The organism is Vibrio maritimus (assembly GCF_021441885.1).
Lineage (GTDB): Bacteria > Pseudomonadota > Gammaproteobacteria > Enterobacterales > Vibrionaceae > Vibrio > Vibrio maritimus_B.
This window is the reverse complement of sequence record NZ_CP090438.1, coordinates 2,794,926-2,812,447: the sequence shown is the minus strand read 5'-3', so window position 1 is coordinate 2,812,447 and position 17,522 is coordinate 2,794,926. Positions and strand designations below refer to the sequence as shown.

General features: G+C 46.0%; 14 protein-coding genes. 10 read left to right on the top strand and 4 right to left on the bottom strand.

The window, feature by feature from the left end; translation table 11 throughout:
* Positions 1-90: 90 nt before the first annotated feature.
* Positions 91-789 (bottom strand): tRNA (N6-threonylcarbamoyladenosine(37)-N6)-methyltransferase TrmO, encoded by a 699-nt coding sequence (gene tsaA, locus LY387_RS12860; protein WP_234494397.1) that lies wholly within the window; start codon positions 787-789, stop codon positions 91-93.
* 368 nt (positions 790-1,157) lie between these two features.
* Between tsaA and LY387_RS12855 the strand changes: the two genes are divergently transcribed.
* Positions 1,158-2,744 (top strand): AbgT family transporter, encoded by a 1,587-nt coding sequence (locus LY387_RS12855; protein WP_234494396.1) that lies wholly within the window; start codon positions 1,158-1,160, stop codon positions 2,742-2,744.
* An 87-nt stretch (positions 2,745-2,831) separates the two neighbouring features.
* Here LY387_RS12855 and LY387_RS12850 read toward each other — a convergent pair whose 3' ends face one another.
* From LY387_RS12850 to map, 3 genes are all read right to left on the bottom strand, one after another.
* Positions 2,832-3,215: a DUF3461 family protein gene (locus LY387_RS12850; protein ID WP_234494395.1), complete on the bottom strand. Its 384-nt coding sequence runs from the start codon at positions 3,213-3,215 to the stop codon at positions 2,832-2,834.
* Positions 3,216-3,395: 180 nt separating this feature from the next.
* Positions 3,396-6,020 (bottom strand): bifunctional uridylyltransferase/uridylyl-removing protein GlnD, encoded by a 2,625-nt coding sequence (gene glnD, locus LY387_RS12845; protein WP_234494394.1) that lies wholly within the window; start codon positions 6,018-6,020, stop codon positions 3,396-3,398.
* A 115-nt stretch (positions 6,021-6,135) separates the two neighbouring features.
* Positions 6,136-7,014: a type I methionyl aminopeptidase gene (map, locus tag LY387_RS12840; RefSeq protein ID WP_128647855.1), complete on the bottom strand. Its 879-nt coding sequence runs from the start codon at positions 7,012-7,014 to the stop codon at positions 6,136-6,138.
* Between the two features lie 385 nt (positions 7,015-7,399).
* Between map and rpsB the strand changes: the two genes are divergently transcribed.
* The 9 genes from rpsB to bamA all read left to right on the top strand — a co-directional run bounded on the left by rpsB (position 7,400) and on the right by bamA (position 17,476).
* A complete protein-coding gene (rpsB, locus tag LY387_RS12835) occupies positions 7,400-8,131 on the top strand; it encodes a 30S ribosomal protein S2 (RefSeq protein ID WP_006072474.1) in 732 nt (243 codons plus the stop codon).
* A 128-nt stretch (positions 8,132-8,259) separates the two neighbouring features.
* A complete protein-coding gene (gene tsf / locus LY387_RS12830; RefSeq protein ID WP_128647854.1) occupies positions 8,260-9,102 on the top strand; it encodes a translation elongation factor Ts in 843 nt (280 codons plus the stop codon).
* 153 nt (positions 9,103-9,255) lie between these two features.
* Positions 9,256-9,987 carry a UMP kinase gene (gene pyrH / locus LY387_RS12825; RefSeq protein ID WP_234494393.1) on the top strand — a complete coding sequence of 244 codons (732 nt, stop codon included), beginning with the start codon at positions 9,256-9,258 and terminating at the stop codon, positions 9,985-9,987.
* A gap of 83 nt (positions 9,988-10,070) precedes the next feature.
* Complete coding sequence (frr, locus tag LY387_RS12820) at positions 10,071-10,628, top strand: ribosome recycling factor (RefSeq protein ID WP_042476355.1); 558 nt, start codon at positions 10,071-10,073, stop codon at positions 10,626-10,628.
* Positions 10,629-10,722: 94 nt separating this feature from the next.
* On the top strand, positions 10,723-11,478 hold the full coding sequence (locus LY387_RS12815; protein ID WP_042476358.1) for an isoprenyl transferase: 756 nt from the start codon (positions 10,723-10,725) through the stop codon (positions 11,476-11,478).
* A gap of 12 nt (positions 11,479-11,490) precedes the next feature.
* On the top strand, positions 11,491-12,333 hold the full coding sequence (locus tag LY387_RS12810) for a phosphatidate cytidylyltransferase (RefSeq protein ID WP_234494392.1): 843 nt from the start codon (positions 11,491-11,493) through the stop codon (positions 12,331-12,333).
* Between the two features lie 59 nt (positions 12,334-12,392).
* Entirely contained in the window at positions 12,393-13,592 is a 1,200-nt protein-coding gene (gene ispC, locus LY387_RS12805; RefSeq protein ID WP_234494391.1) for a 1-deoxy-D-xylulose-5-phosphate reductoisomerase, read from the top strand.
* A gap of 39 nt (positions 13,593-13,631) precedes the next feature.
* Entirely contained in the window at positions 13,632-14,990 is a 1,359-nt protein-coding gene (gene rseP / locus LY387_RS12800; protein WP_234494390.1) for a sigma E protease regulator RseP, read from the top strand.
* 47 nt (positions 14,991-15,037) lie between these two features.
* Positions 15,038-17,476: an outer membrane protein assembly factor BamA gene (bamA, locus tag LY387_RS12795; protein ID WP_234494389.1), complete on the top strand. Its 2,439-nt coding sequence runs from the start codon at positions 15,038-15,040 to the stop codon at positions 17,474-17,476.
* The last annotated feature ends 46 nt before the right edge of the window (positions 17,477-17,522 follow it).

Here is a 17,522-nt window from a genome sequence, read left to right as displayed (position 1 = left end):
TTAAGCCGCTTATGATATCAGCCAAATGGCTTTCTACCAAATGACTTTCTACCAAATGATTTTCATCGATAAACACTCAGGATTCAGTGTTCAGAGGGCTTCAATCGCGGTGACGACAATATGATCGCTCAGTGCTTTGAACTTTACGTTCCAGTCAAACAATCTCACGCCATACTCTTTGTCATCAAGCTTGTCTTTTTTATAGGCCGGCCTTGGGTCTTGCGCCAGCACCTCACGGATGATTTGCTGCTTGTGTTGACCCTCTGACGTTTGTGATAAAGCCTCGAGCGCAAAGTCTGAGAATATCACCTCAGTCGCTTCTGGCTCAGATTCCGCGTATCCCCCTTTTGCATCGGTGACGGAATCGGAGTAGGGGATGTAAGGTTTGATATCAATAATAGGGGTGCCATCGACCAAATCGACACTGCCGACATCAATAAACACCTGCTGACCTTTCTGTCTTACCCCTCGAAACTCAACTGCAGACATTCCGATTCCATTAGGGCGAAAGGTCGCGCGACTTGCTAGTACACCGATGCGTTCGTTGCCGCCGAGACGCGGCGGTCTGACCGTTGGTTTCCAGCCTGCCTCGAGATTTTGGTCAAACAAAAATAAAAGCCATAGATGCGAAAACTGTTCAAGGCCCCTAATCGCCTCTAAGCAATTTATATCGCCCTGTAAGGCGATGGAAGCGGTGGCACTTGGCACTAATCTGGGCTGTCTTGGTACGGCAAACTTCTCTTTGTAGGGAGAGTGAATGGTGCCAATCGGGTGCAGAGAGTAGCTCATTTACTGAGTCCTAGTTCACATTATTCAATATTCATCATTTCAGAAGCGATGATTTTTTTCAATTGATGATCGATTGAGGTTTTTTTAGCCCTAATTGGTTGTGAACTGGTAAAAAAGATGAATATGTCACAAGAATGTTATAGGTTATTTTATATTTAGATCAATATAAGTCATTGTATAGTTGCTAACATAATGGGTGAAAATTGTGCAATATTTACAATTGGCAACATTTTGGGCTTTTATTATTGAGCTGGCTCACGTACCCTGCGCCTGCTTTTTACAAAGTTGTCAGAACTAAGACCGATGAGTGTCATCTGCATTACAAGACTTTGTTAACAGCTAGGACAATATAAAAAAGGAGGGGACAGATGAGTTCATCTGCCACATTGAAACACAACAAGCCAAAAAAGCCTCTATTTACCCGTTTTCTTGACGGTGTTGAGTACTTGGGGAACCTATTACCCCACCCAATCACATTATTTGCGATTTTCTGTCTAGCTATTCTTGTCATGTCTGGCATCGCTGGATACTTCGATGTTGCTGTTGCTGATCCTCGCCCTGAAGGTGCAGCCGGCCGTGCCGCGAACGGTATGATCGAAGTAGTGAGTCTTCTTAATGCTGAAGGCTTGCAGTTAATTGTTACCAACCTAGTGACAAACTTTACTGGTTTTGCACCGCTTGGCACGGTATTGGTTGCCATGCTTGGTGTCGCGATCGCTGAGCACTCAGGTATGCTTTCAGCGGCGATGCGTGGTCTGGTTATGGGCGCGTCTAAGCGCATGGTAACAGTGACAGTCGTATTCGCTGGTATCATTTCTAACACAGCTTCAGAGCTTGGTTACGTCGTACTTATTCCGTTGGCAGCGATGCTGTTCCACTCTTTAGGACGTCACCCTCTAGCAGGTCTTGCTGCTGCGTTTGCTGGTGTATCTGGTGGTTACTCTGCAAACCTACTTATCGGTACGGTTGACCCACTGCTTTCAGGTATCACTGAAACAGCGGCGCAAATGATCGACCCAACGTACACAGTAGGCCCAGAGTCAAACTGGTACTTCATGTTCATCTCTACGTTCTTCATTGCGATCACCGGTGCATTCGTTACCGAGAAAATCGTTGAGCCAAAACTTGGCAAATACAATGACGAAGAAGCGGCTGAAGACCTGTCTAACGACAGCATGGGCTCTCTGACTGCGGTTGAGAAGAAAGGCCTGAAAATGGCGGGCATTGCGGTTCTACTAGTGAGCGCAATTATCGCATCAACAGTTGTTCCAGAGAACGGCGTTCTGCGTACCGCTGATGGTCAAGTTGCGGGCTCTCCATTCCTTAAGAGTATCGTAGCCTTCATCTTTGTATTCTTCGCAATCCCTGGCTTTGTTTACGGTAAAGTAACAGGCTCAATGAAGAATGACCGCGATGTGATTGATGCCATGTCGAAGTCTATGTCTTCGATGGGCATGTACATTGTGCTGGTGTTCTTCGCAGCTCAATTTGTTGCCTTCTTTAAGTGGACTAACTTCGGTCAAGTATTCGCAGTCGCAGGAGCAGACTTCCTACAGACTATCGGTCTAACAGGCCCTGCACTGTTCTTCGCATTTATCCTAATGTGTGGCTTCATCAACCTGATGATTGGCTCGGCATCGGCACAGTGGGCGGTAACCGCACCTATCTTCGTACCTATGCTGATGCTAGTGGGTTACGCTCCTGAGACCATTCAGGCGGCTTACCGTATCGGTGACTCAACCACGAACATCATCACACCAATGATGAGCTACTTCGGCCTTATTCTTGCGGTAGCGACTCGTTACATGAAGAACCTAGGCATTGGTACGCTGATCGCGACCATGCTGCCTTACTCAATTTGCTTCATCGTAGGTTGGAGTATTCTGTTCTACGTATGGGTATTCCTGTTTGGTCTTCCAGTAGGCCCAGGTGCTGCGACGTACTACGTTCCATAACGCCAGTACGCTTAAGATTTTATCTCAATTATCGATATGAAAAATGCTCCCAAATGGGAGCATTTTTGTTTGAGTTTGGAATGGATGCTATTTGAGTTTTTCTAAGTCTGCTTCAATTTCAGCAATCTTACTCGACACGACTTTCTCTAGATGACGTAGATCGGAAAGAATCTTCTGTTTGACGTCGACTTCCGTCGCTTCGATAGGTTTGGTCAGACGGTTTAGTTCATCTATGACTAGGGTAAGGTTACGGTTAATCTCAGTGACTTCTTTGTAGTTTTGGCTACTGCTATTGGTGCGAACGCTTTTAACTTGCCTTGGATATTTGAACTTGACACTTTTCGCAAACAGCTCACCTTTTTGCTTACGAAAGTAGATTTTCAACACATCCTTATGCGCTTCTTGGCGTAGGGAATAACGCTCGATTTGTTTAGGATCTTGGATGCCTAACCCTGTGAGGTTTGGGTACATAGATGACCTCTTTGGTTGTGTGTTTCTTTTACAACTGTAGCAGGCAATGAAAGGGGTAGATAGCTGATTTGAGGACAGTTTAGGGATAATTGTGGAGGAGATCGCCTAAATGGCGATCTCCTTTATGGTAACTAGCTAGAGGTGGTAAATAACCTGAATTTATCCACTGTATATTGATGGCTAGCTAGTGATTTGCTCTGAAATACTCTCCTGCAGTTTTTGCTTCAACACTGCTTGTTCGTCTTCCGTTAAACGGCCACCGTTTTCACCCGTTAAGATAAACAAATCTTCCGCTCGTTCACCAATCGTGGTGATTTTAGCAGCATGAATACTAAGGTTCAGTTGAGCGAACGTTGCACCCACTTTCGCTAGTAGACCAGGCGCGTCAAGGGCGACGAGTTCCATGAGGGTGCGTTTTTTGCTCTTGGTTGGCAAGAAATCAACTTGAGTCTTGACGTTAAAGTGCTTGAGGTTACGTGGCGCTCGCCTTGTCTTAATCTTGGTTGGTCTTCCGTCTTGTAGGACGTGGACTAAGTGCTTGATAACGGCAGGGTGACGACTTGCATCTATCGCATCACCATGCTGATCCAGCACCATAAAGGTATCCAGCACATAACCATCTTTGCTGGTCATGATCTGTGCATCATGAACGTTAAAGTTTCGTCTATCCAGCTCAGCGACCACAGTTGCAAAGAGGGCGGGTTGGTCCTTGCTATAGACGAACACTTCTGTGCCACCACGAGTGGCATTTTTACTCATGAGTACCAGTGGCTTGGTAGGATCGTCAAGATTGAGGATATGTTCACTATGCCATGCTATCTGCTTGTGGGTGTGGCGCAGGAAATAATCGGCTTTAAAGCGCTGCCACAGTACTTCGATTTCACGCGCAACAAACCCCTGTTTACGAAGCAGGGCTGAGGCAAGCTGTTGGTTGTGACGAATACGGTCACGCACGTCAACAGGGTTCTCGAGACCTCGTCGCAGGACTCGCTGAGTTGAATAGAATAGTTCCGCTAGTAGCGTACGTTTCCAACTGTTCCAAAGCTCAGGGTTGGTTGCACAGATATCGGCGACGGTGAGACAGACAAGGTACTCGAGGTACTCTTCATCACGAACCTTTTTAGCAAACTCAATAATGACATCTGGGTCATAGATATCGCGGCGCTGAGCTGTCACCGACATGAGCAGGTGGTTTTGCACTAACCATGAGACCAGTTTCGCTTCTGGTTTTGATAAGCCATGTTCCATACAGAAATCGTAAGCTTCAGTCGCTCCGATTTCCGAGTGGTCGCCACCACGCCCTTTACCGATATCATGGAAGATAGCGGCTAAGATCAGCAGCTCCTTCTTCTGCATTCGAGGGTACACCTCACAGCAAATAGGGTGCTTGCTGTAGCTTTCCTCTAGGCTATAGGTGTGAATATGGTTGAGAAGGCGCACGCTGTGCTCATCAACCGTATAAACATGGAATAGGTCGAATTGCATCTGACCAACGATTTGGCTCCACTGTGGCAAGTAGGCGGCGAGTACGCCGAGTTTGTGCATCAAACGAAATGCTCTATGAAGGGCATTTGGATGACGGACCAAATCCATGAACTTTTCTCTAGCTTCTGGGATGGTGTGCAAGAACTTATTCAATCTGCGCCTTGCTGTGCGTAGCTGCCTCAGCGTCGCAGGGCTGACACCTTCAATGCTTGAGTCGTTAGCAATATGAATAAACATATCGAGAATGGTTTCTGGACGAGCCTGAAACAGGGCTGGCTTTCTTGCCTCGATAAGTTTGCCGCGACGTTGAAAGTCCTCATTGATGATTTCTGCTTGTTGGATCTGACCTTTATTGATGATGGCCTGGTCGAATAGTTTTAACAGCATCTTGTTGAGCTCAGCGACACGTCGTAAGGTGCGATAAAACTCTTTCATCATGGTCTCGACAGCGACATTTCCTTCACCAACAAAACCCAAGTTTTCAGCAACTTGTGCTTGATGAGCGAACATGAGTCGATTGTCGTATCGTCTTAGTTCGATGTGCAGTGCGAAACGGACTCGCCATAGAAAATTCTGACATTCGACCAGCTCACGATATTCGGCATCGGTAAGGAAACCGAAACGACTCATTTCATACAAGGAAGTTGCACCAAAGTGACTGCGTGCTACCCAGCTCAGCGTGTGAATGTCACGCAATCCGCCTGGCGTCGACTTGATGTCTGGCTCAAGGTTGTAAGTGGTGTCATGATACTTGGCGTGACGTGCGCGCTGCTCTTCAATCTTCGCACTGTAAAACGTCTCTGAAGGCCAAAAGCTATCTGAGTCAATTTGGGCTTTTAGCTGTGAGAAGGTATCTTCGCTACCGCAAAGAAGTCGCGCTTCTTGCAAGTTGGTAGCGACGGTTAAATCTGATTTGCCGATCTCAATACATTCATCGACGGTTCGAACGGCATGACCGACTTCCAATCTAAGATCCCATAACAAGGTAATAAACTCACTAATGGTGCTCTCGAGTGCGGCGGGTATTTTTTTACGCGATACCACTAAGATGTCGATATCAGACAGAGGGTGAAGCTCGCCACGGCCATATCCACCCACCGCTACCAACGATAGATAGGTTTGATTAGAGAGCTCTGATGCAGACCAGAGTCGACGAAGTAGCTGATCGATGTAATCAGAACGACCAAGAACCAAATCGGTGATGGGGTGGTGATTTAAAAATTCGTGCTTTTGATGGTTCGAGAACGCCTCGAGCTGTGTTTTCAACTCTTGAATGGTCAACTGATCATCATTAAGCGTTGTTGGGCTTTGAAAAGTCATGTGTGCAATCCGTGCAAGCAAAAAAAAGTCACTAACAAGGGTTATACCAAAATAGGACGGATAAAAAAATATCCCCAGGAGTTGGGGATATTTTTAGAAACGTTCAGAGAGGGGATTATAGGTTGTTCATATGACGAGGAATGGTCTCGTCGCTGCGCAGTGTGAGTACCTCACAACCTGTCTTAGTAACGACAATGGTGTGCTCCCACTGAGCGGAATTTTTGCCATCGCCTGTATAAACCGTCCAGTCATCCTCCGCATCGATGCTGCAGCCGAACTTACCCGCGTTGATCATAGGTTCGATAGTGAACACCATGCCTTCTTTTAGAACGCGGCGGTCGTTGTTTTTGTAGTGAACCACTTGCGGCTCTTCATGAAACTCAGAGCCAATGCCGTGACCACAGAAATCTTTAACAATAGAGAACTTGTTACGTGGGTTCTTTTTGTTGTTGGCTTTGATGAACTTCTCGATTTCAGTACCGATAGCGCCAACGGTTGAGCCTGGCTTAACAGTCTTCATACCAAGGTACAGCGCTTCTTGAGCCACCATAACCAATCGCTTGTCTGCAGGAGACACGTCACCAACCAGGAACATTTTAGATGTGTCACCGTGGTAGCCTTCTGGGCGAGTATCTAAAGACGCATTTTCATCATTAGGAATGATAACTGTCACGTCCACGTTCACGATGTCGCCATTTTTGAGTACTGCAGGCTTAAGTTTGCCCGTTGTGCCCATTTCGTCTTTTTCAGCTGGGATGCCGTGACAAACGATATGGTTGATAGAAGTACAGATTGATTTAGGGTAACCGTGGTAATCAAGCGGCGCAGAGTACGCACCTTTCTCACGAGTATACTCAGCACAAATTCTATCTAGCTCCTCAGTCGTGACCCCTTCTTTTACATGAGGTTCGATCATTTCTAAAAGCTCTGCTGCAAGCTTACCTGCGATTCGCATTCTTTCGATTTCAGCTTCAGTTTTGATTTTGATAGACATCTGTGTTCTCTGTATTTTAAATTGACGCGTTATTCTATCAGTGGCGAGATTAAGCGCAACAAGAATAACTCTCACTTCCCTGTTGATACGTTACTCAGTGTAGTTTGGGTTTGCTAAGAGTTCACCTATTGAATCGCTGTCACTTTGTACATTTCTTGCGATTTTTCTGGAAATCGACCCCTTAAATATGGTATAAAGCGCGCCGATGACAGGACTTAGTCTCTTCACTCTTTTTAGAAAGGGCGGCGAGTTAGGTTGTGCATCAACATACTTTAATTTAAATCCACACACATTTCGTCACATGTTCCGGGGTGCTTGAGTAATCATTCATACCAAGTCGGAACCATGGGAAATGTGGAGGCCTAACCCCATAGAGGAATTTAAAATGGCAACTGTATCAATGCGCGATATGCTTAAAGCTGGTGTTCACTTCGGTCACCAGACTCGTTACTGGAACCCAAAAATGAAGCCATTCATCTTTGGTGCTCGTAACCGCGTACACATCATCAACCTAGAAAAAACTGTACCAATGTTCAACGATGCACTAGCTGAGCTAGCTAAAATCGGTGAGAAGAAAGGTAAAGTTCTTTTCGTTGGTACTAAGCGCGCTGCATCTGAAGCTGTTAAAGAAGCTGCAATCAACGCTGACCAGTTCTACGTGAACAACCGTTGGTTGGGCGGTATGCTAACGAACTACAAAACTGTTCGTCAGTCTATCAAGCGTCTAAAAGATTTCGAAGCACAAGCTCAAGACGGTACTTTCGAGAAACTAACTAAGAAAGAAGCTCTAATGCGCACTCGCGAAATGGAGAAGCTAGAGAAGTCTCTTGGTGGTATCAAGAACATGGGCGGCCTACCAGACGCTCTATTCGTAATCGACGCTGATCACGAGCACATCGCTGTTAAAGAAGCAAACAACCTAGGTATCCCAGTATTTGCTGTTGTTGATACTAACTCTAACCCAGACGGCGTTGACTACGTTATCCCAGGTAACGACGACGCAATCCGTGCAGTACAGCTTTACCTAAACGCTGCTGCAGACGCGGTTAAAGAAGGTCGTAACAAAGATGTTGCTGCTGTAGCTGACAAAGACGGTTTCGTAGAAGAAGCTGAATAATTGCGGCTTTAGCCACACTTAGTTTTGGTAGACACAGAGTCTTCATATAAACTGAGTTATAGTTAGATCAGGGGCCGCATACGTGCCCCTGATTTTTACCCTAATTAGAATCAATCGAGGAATAGAGAATGGCTGTTACTGCTGCTCTAGTTAAAGAACTGCGCGACCGTACTGGCGCAGGCATGATGGAATGTAAGAAAGCGCTTGTTGAAACTAACGGCGACATCGAAGTTGCTATCGAAAACATGCGTAAGTCTGGCGCTGCTAAAGCTGCTAAGAAAGCTGGTAACATCGCTGCTGAAGGCGCGATCATCATCAAAGAAGAAAACGGCGTTGCTGCTCTTCTTGAAGTTAACTGCCAAACTGACTTCGTTGCTAAAGATGCTAACTTCACTGCATTCGCAGAGAAAGTTGCTGTTGACGCACTAGCAACTAAAGCAACTGCTGAAGAGCTAGTTGCTAAGTTCGAAGAAGAGCGTGTTGCTCTTGTTGCTAAAATCGGTGAGAACATCAACATCCGTCGCGTACAGTACGTTGAAGGTGCTGCAATCGCTGCTTACCGTCACGGTGAGAAGATCGGTGTTGTTGTTGCTGGTGAAGGCGACGCAGAAACTCTTAAGCACGTTGCTATGCACGTTGCTGCTTCTCGTCCAGAGTTCGTTAACCCAGAAGACGTACCTGCAGACGTAGTTGAGAAAGAGAAAGCTGTTCAAGTTGAAATCGCTATGAACGAAGGCAAACCAGCTGAAATCGCAGAGAAGATGGTTATTGGCCGCATGAAGAAATTCACTGGCGAAATCTCTCTAACAGGTCAACCATTCGTAATGGAACCTAAGAAATCTGTTGGTGAAATCCTGAAAGAGCGTGGCGCATCTGTAGCGACATTCGTTCGTCTAGAAGTTGGTGAAGGCATCGACAAAGGCGAAGAAATGAGCTTCGCTGATGAAGTAGCAGCAGCTCAGAAAGGTTAATCCTTGACGATTTGTTAATGAAGAGACCGTGGCCTAGGCTGCGGTCTTTTTACGACTAGGCTAGCCGTTATTTTTTAATCGTCATGAGTTGGGATTCCTATGCTAGTCTCAACCCATGACCGTTAATCGATAACTCTTTGGAAGGTATACTCCATGACAACGAACCCAAAACCTGCTTATCAACGTATTCTGTTAAAACTTAGTGGCGAGGCTCTACAAGGCGAAGAAGGCTTTGGTATCGACCCTAAAATCTTGGATCGTATGGCTCAAGAAGTAAAAGAGCTAGTAGAACTGGGTGTTCAAGTTGGTGTTGTAATTGGTGGTGGTAACCTATTCCGTGGTGCGGGCCTTGCTGAAGCTGGCATGAACCGTGTTGTTGGTGACCACATGGGTATGCTTGCGACTGTAATGAATGGTCTAGCAATGCGTGATGCTCTGCACCGCGCTTATGTAAATGCTCGTGTCATGTCAGCTATCCCACTGAAAGGTGTATGTGACGATTACAACTGGGCTGATGCGATTCGCGAACTTCGTCAAGGTCGCGTAGTTATCTTCTCTGCAGGTACTGGTAACCCATTCTTCACGACAGACTCTGCTGCGTGTCTTCGTGGTATCGAAATCGAAGCTGATGTAGTTCTTAAAGCCACCAAGGTAGATGGCGTATTTACTGCCGATCCAGTAGCTAACCCAGACGCAGTATTATGTGATAAGCTCACGTACAACTCAGTTTTGGAAAAAGAACTGAAAGTAATGGACTTGGCTGCATTCACATTGGCACGTGATCACAAGATGCCAATTCGTGTATTCAACATGAACAAGCCAGGTGCACTTCGCCGAGTTGTGATGGGTGAAGCAGAAGGCACGCTTATCAGCGACGCAGAATAAGAGTACACTCTTAACCAGAATTATCGAAGGACATAGCCTGAAAGCAGACTGGCTTTCAGGTTACTATTATTTAAGGTGATATTGTGATTAACGAAATCCAACAAGACGCTCAAGAGCGCATGGCAAAAAGTGTTGAAGCACTAAAAAACAACCTAACTAAGATCCGTACCGGTCGTGCACATCCAAGCCTTCTTCAAGGTCTTTCTGTTGAGTACTACGGTGCGCCAACGCCTCTTAACCAGGTTGCTAACGTTATCGCTGAAGATGCACGTACACTAGCGATCACTGTATTCGACAAAGAGCTTGCTCCTAAAGTTGAAAAAGCGATCATGATGTCTGACCTAGGTCTAAACCCTATGTCTGCAGGTACGGTTATCCGTGTACCACTTCCACCACTAACAGAAGAGCGTCGTAAAGACCTAGTTAAGATCGTTCGTGGTGAAGCGGAAGGTGGTCGTGTTGCTATCCGTAACATCCGTCGTGACGCAAACGGTGAGCTTAAAGCGCTACTAAAAGACAAAGAGATTTCTGAAGACGAAGATCGTAAAGCACAAGACGAAATTCAGAAAATCACTGACGCTGCTGTTAAGAACGTAGATGAGCTACTAGCAGCGAAAGAAAAAGAGTTGATGGAAGTCTAATTTTTCATCGATTGACTCTTGTTAAGACGCTGTGCTGACAGCACAGCGTTTTTTTATGCTACTCTGTCCGTCCCAATTATAACTACATTCTTTTATGCAGAACTCAGACACCTTCAACGACGCCCTTCCAAAACATATCGCGATCATCATGGATGGTAATGGCCGTTGGGCAAAGTCCAAAGGCAAGCCGCGCGTATTCGGGCACAAAAAAGGGGTTTCAGCGGTTCGTAAGACGATTTCAGCAGCGGCAAAGCTTAATATAAAAGCGGTCACCTTGTTTGCATTCAGCAGCGAGAACTGGCGCCGTCCTGAAGACGAAGTTGGCTTATTGATGGAGCTGTTTATTACGGTTTTATCAAGTGAAATTAAAAAACTCCACAAGAATAATTTAAGACTACGTATCATTGGCGACAAAACTCGCTTTAATGAGCGATTGCAGCGCAAAATTGCCGAAGCGGAAGCATTAACGGCTAACAATACCGGTACTGTGGTCAACGTAGCAGCAAACTATGGCGGAAAGTGGGATATCCTACAGGCCACCAAACAACTGGCTAAGCTAGTTGAGACGGGTGAGCTCAATGCTTCTGATATTACAGAAGACATGATCAGCCAACATGTCACTATGTCGGACCTACCTGACGTTGATCTCTTGATCCGTACCAGTGGTGAGTGCCGAATTAGTAACTTTATGCTTTGGCAAATGGCTTACGCGGAAATGTACTTTATGGATGAGTACTGGCCGGAATTTAACGAAGATACTCTCGTTAAAGCGATTACCTGGTTTATTAACCGAGAGCGACGCTTCGGATGTACCGGAGAACAAGTCAAAGCGTTAATGGAAGCCAATTAAGGACGATTTAATTTGAAACAACGAATTATTACCGCCCTAATCCTAGCGCCGCTGGTGGTTTGGGGGATCTTTTCTTTACCACTGTTGTGGTTCATAGGTCTCGTCTCAGCGATTACTATGGTTGGTGTATGGGAGTGGGCGCAGTTCACTCAAAATCAATCGCGTATCTTGGGAATGGTACCAACTGGTGCTGCTGTAGCACTGTCACTTCTTGTCGTCCCTTTTGATGTTATCTCTTTAAACACAGTCGCACCCTTACATATCGCTATATTGGGGGTTGGGTTTGGTTGGTGGATTATAGCTAGTGCTCTAGCCATGACTTATCCTAGATCTTCATCTCTCTGGGATGGCTCCAATTTGTTGAGACATGCCTTTGGCATTCTGACATTGGTACCGTTTTTATGGAGCATCGTGATTCTCCGCGGGCAGCACTACCACATTGATGCTTACTACGGCTCTAAACTCGTTTTGTTCGTCTGTTTGATTGTTTGGGCTGCAGATAGCGGCGCTTACTTCGCAGGTAAAAGCTTTGGTAAACGCAAAATGGCGCCTAATGTCAGCCCTAATAAAACGATTGAAGGGTTATTGGGTGGCATAGCCGCTGCGCTTATCGTGGCTTGGGGTGCATCCGTTATCTTTGACATTCAGTTTACCAGTTTCGCTGCGATGGCTATCATTACGTTAGCAACAGTAGTAATTTCTGTTTTAGGCGATTTGGTAGAAAGTATGTTTAAGCGTGTCTCAAAGATTAAAGACAGCAGCAACATCATACCCGGTCATGGAGGGGTGCTTGATCGCGTTGATAGCTTAACAGCAGCTTTCCCTGTATTTGCCCTCCTATATCTCGTGTTTTAATCTGCTAAAGAGAGAGTGAGTTGTCACTCTCTCTTTGGTTTAAAAGTGGTTGTTTTAGCATGCAAAATCTCACCATTTTAGGTGCAACTGGCTCTATCGGGGCTAGCACTTTAAAAGTCGTTTCGGAAAACCCTTCTGCTTTCAATATTTACGCGCTCGTTGGTGGCAAAAATGTCACTAAAATGGCTGAGCTATGCGCGGCGTGGCAACCACAGTTTGCAGTTCTGAATGACGAGGCTGACGCCAAGAGACTCAAAGCGCTGCTTGTATCGGGTTCGAAAACTCAAGTGCTTTCAGGTCCACAAGCTATGTGTGACGTATCAAGCGCCAATGACGTTGATATGGTCATGGCTGCTATCGTGGGTGCGGCTGGATTGCTTCCTACCTTGGCAGCTGTTAAGGCAGGTAAACGAGTTCTGTTGGCGAACAAAGAAGCCTTGGTGATGTCAGGCCAATTGTTCATTGATGCCGTGCGTGAACACAATGCTTCTTTGCTACCCGTCGATAGCGAACACAATGCTATCTTTCAGTGTTTGCCTACCGATATTCAAACTAACCTTGGGCATTGCCACTTAGCTGACTCTGGTATTAATCATATCTTACTGACGGGTTCTGGCGGTCCTTTCCGATATACCGATATTGCAGAATTAGCGAGTAAAACGCCAGCTCAGGCGATTGCACACCCTAACTGGTCGATGGGGCCAAAGATCTCAGTAGATTCTGCGACCATGATGAACAAAGGGCTAGAGTTTATCGAAGCTCGTTGGCTTTTTAACACCTCGAAAGACCAACTAAAGGTGATCATCCATCCGCAATCGGTCATTCACTCAATGGTGCAGTACAACGACGGCTCAGTGCTGGCGCAGATGGGGCAGCCTGATATGGCGACACCGATTGCGTATTCCATGTCCTATCCAGACCGTATTCCGGCAGGCGTTGCACCACTTGATTTCACTAAAGTGGGTGAGCTGACGTTCCTTGAACCAGACTACTCTCGTTATCCTTGTCTAGCATTGGCGATGGAAGCGTGTTTTGAAGGGCAACATGCCACCACGGCGATTAATGCGGCCAATGAGATTGCGGTAGAAGCGTTCTTATCGGAAAAAATTCGATTTACCGAGATAAGCTCAGTAAATGAGCGTGTTATGTCGAAAGTATGCGCATCAAACGAATTTAAGCAATTGGATAACTTGGAAACTATTCTTGAGGTAGATAGAATGGCTCGAAGTTATGCGCAAGAAATAGTGCGTTCGTATTAATACAAGACTTTTTAACAGACCTCTTTTTGAGATATAGCTATGACTGATATTTTGTGGAATCTGGCGTCCTTTATTGTCGCATTAGGCATTCTTGTCGCCGTTCATGAATTTGGGCACTTTTGGGTTGCTCGACGTTGTGGCGTCTACGTTGAAAAGTTCTCGATTGGTTTTGGTAAGTCAATCTGGTCTAAAGTCGGTAAAGACGGCACCGAATACAGTATTTCAATGATCCCCCTAGGCGGCTATGTCAAGATGCTCGACAGTCGAGTCGATGAAGTCTCTGAGGTAGATCACAAGTATGCTTTCGATAAAAAGCCTCTATGGAAAAGAACCGCTATTGTAGGAGCGGGTCCAGCATTCAACTTCTTTTTTGCCGTATTCGCATACTGGTTGGTATTTCTTATCGGTGTACCTGCGGTTAAGCCTGTGGTGGGAGAGGTGACTCCAAGCTCAATAGCCGCTCAAGCGGGTTTAGAGCCAGGTATGCAGATTCTCTCTGTTGATGGCAAACAAACTCTAGACTGGGAGTCGGTAAACCTCGGTTTGGTTTCTCATATTGGTGATAGTCAGATGACGATCACAGTGTCATCAGAAAGCCAAATAGGAATGGACAAAAAGTTAACACTTGATCTTCAAACGTGGAACTTTAATCCAGAAACAGAGTCTGCTATGGGGACGCTTGGTTTTGTTCCTTTCTCTCCTGAGATAAAGATGACGCTGGTTAACGTCAGTGCGGATGGTGCAGGTGCACAGGCTGGTCTTCTCGTAGGCGATACCATCACTCAGATTGACGGTGTCGCTGTTGAAAGTTGGAACCAGGTTGTCGAAGCGATTCAAGGCAGTGCAAATACCCCACTACCAATGACGGTTAATCGAGCGGGGGAGAGTGTTTCAATCACCCTAGTCCCTGGCTCTCGCGAGTTGGCTGATGGAAGCAATATAGGGTTTGCAGGCATTGCTCCAGAACTAGGCGAATGGCCAGCGGATTATCGATTTGATCTTCAATATGGACCGGTAGAAGCGGTGGGTAAGGCCATCGTAAAAACAGGACAAATTATTGAGCTGACAATGACAATGCTTAAAAAGCTGATTGTTGGCGATGTGGGGCTGAATAATCTGAGTGGACCGATCTCGATCGCGAAAGGTGCGGGAACGACGGCAGATTATGGTTTGGTCTACTTCTTAGGTTTCTTGGCGCTGATTAGTGTCAACCTAGGGATAATCAACTTAGTACCGTTACCAATGTTAGATGGCGGTCATTTGATGTTCTTCGCTGTAGAGGCAGTGATTAGACGACCAGTCCCAGAAAAAGTACAAGAAATGGGCTATCGAGTGGGAGGTGCCATCATCTTCTCATTAATGCTGATAGCAATTTTTAATGATTTTACACGCCTTTGATATCAGAATTCAGGCAGCAGTATTAGCAAGGAATAATTAGAGCAGGTATGGCGATTAAGCATATTTTATTCGCATCTCTACTGGCGACAAGTGTGTCGGCGAATGGGGCTGAGGATTTTGTTGTACAGGACATTCGTATAGAGGGATTGCAAAGGGTTGCACTGGGTGCGGCGCTATTGAAGATGCCTGTACGTATTGGTGATACCGTTGACGGTAAAGATATTTCCGAAATCATCAACGCTCTGTACCAGTCTGGCAACTTTGAAGACATTAAAGTCCTTCGAGATAACGATGCGTTAGTCGTTCGAGTGAAAGAGCGCCCAACCATTGCAAGCATTTCATTCTCGGGCAACAAGGCTATCAAGGAAGAACAACTGCAACAAAACCTTGATGCGTCAGGCGTCGTGGTAGGTGAAGCACTTGATAGAACGACCTTGAGTAACATTGAAAAAGGTCTAGAGGATTTTTACTACAGTGTGGGTAAATACAACGCAAAAGTACAGGCCGTTGTTACACCACTTCCACGTAACCGTGCTGACTTAAAGTTTGTCTTTACAGAAGGCGTGTCTGCGAAAATTAAGCAGATTAACTTTATTGGCAACACCGTCTTTGCTGACGAAGAACTACTGTCTCGCTTCAACCTCAATGTGGATGTCGCTTGGTGGAACTTCTTGGCCGATGACAAGTACCAGAAACAGGTCCTGGCCGGTGATATTGAAGCCTTGAAGTCATTCTACCTAGACCGTGGTTATCTGAAATTTAAGGTCGACACGACACAGGTTTCTATTTCTCCAGATAAAAAAGGTGTGTACATCACCCTAGGTATCGACGAGGGTGAAGCTTACACAGTCAAAGACGTGAATTTCCGAGGTCAGTTGATTGGTAAGCAAGCCGAGTTTGAAGGCATGGTGCCGTTTGCTGCCGGCGATACCTATAATGGCTCTAGCGTAACCGCGCTGGAAGAGAACATTAAACGAGTGCTGGGTGAGTCCGGCTATGCGTATCCTCAGGTAAGAACGATCCCAGAGTTCAACGACGAAACCAATGAAGTATCGCTAGTTATTAATGTGGAAGCGGGAAATCGTATTTATGTGCGTGATATCCGCTTTACAGGTAACAACTCGACAAAAGATGAAGTTCTACGTCGAGAAATGCGTCAGATGGAATCGAGCTGGCTGAACTCTAAGTCTATCGAAACGGGTAAAAACCGTCTGAACCGACTGGGTTTCTTTGAGACCGTAGATGTACAAACCGTTCGCGTTCCTGGTTCTGATGACCAAGTGGATTTGGTCTATGACGTAAAAGAAGCCAACTCGGGCAGTGTTAACTTTGGTGTCGGCTATGGTACCGAATCGGGTATCAGCTTCCAGGTCGGTCTTCAGCAAGATAACTTCGCAGGTTCCGGTGACCGCGTTGGTATCAGTGCTATGACCAACAAATACCAAAAGAACATTACCCTAGATTATCGTGACCCTTACTGGAACCTAGACGGTGTCAGTTTGGGTGGGCAGATCTTCTACAACGAGTTCGAAGCGTCTAAAGCGGGCATCATCGACTATACCGATCAAAGCTACGGCGGTACGTTGACGTGGGGTTTCCCGGTCGACGAACTTAACTATCTTGAGTTCGGTGGTGGCTATACCCACAGCCGTCTAGGTAACATCAAAGAATACGTTCAGATTGAAAAATTCCTGCAAGCTCAGGAGAAGAACCGAGATGCAGAAGGTAACTTGATTACCGATGATTTCCACCTGACAGCAGCATGGACTCGTAATAATCTAAACCGTGGTCGTTTCCCTACAGCGGGCAACCATCAAAAACTTTACGGAAAAGTGACAGTACCTGGTTCGGATGTTCAATACTTTAAGACACAATACGACATTAGGCAGTACTTTCCGATTACACAAAGCCACAACTTTACGTTATTGTTGAAGGGTCGTTTAGGCTACGGTAACGGTTATGGTCAAACCAATGGTAATGACAACCTGTTGCCGTTCTACGAGAACTTCTATGTCGGTGGTTTCTCAACACTTCGAGGCTTCCGTCAGAACTCGGTAGGTCCGAAAGCGGTTTATAACGATCCAAACGGCGGTGGCTGTGGTAACGTCGGCGGTAACAACCCGTGTTACTCAGCGACAGAACAATCGGTGGGTGGTAACGCGGTAGCACTAGCGAGTGTGGAGCTAATTGTTCCAACACCATTTGCATCGGATGAGTTCCGAAATCAAATTCGAACCAGTGTGTTCTTTGATGCGGCAAGCCTATGGGATACCGAGTTTACTTATGTATCCCCAGATCCAAACATGCCGGGTAAACAATATTACTACGACTATTCGGACCCATCTAACTACCGTGCATCGGTAGGTGTGGCAGTCCAATGGATGTCGCCAATGGGGCCATTGGTCTTCTCATTAGCGACGCCGGTTAAGAAGTTTGAAGGCGATAAAACAGAAGCCTTTACCTTCACGATTGGTAACACATTCTAATTCTGTGGGGCATTGCCCCACAGCTTAAGTAAATACAAGATTTTTA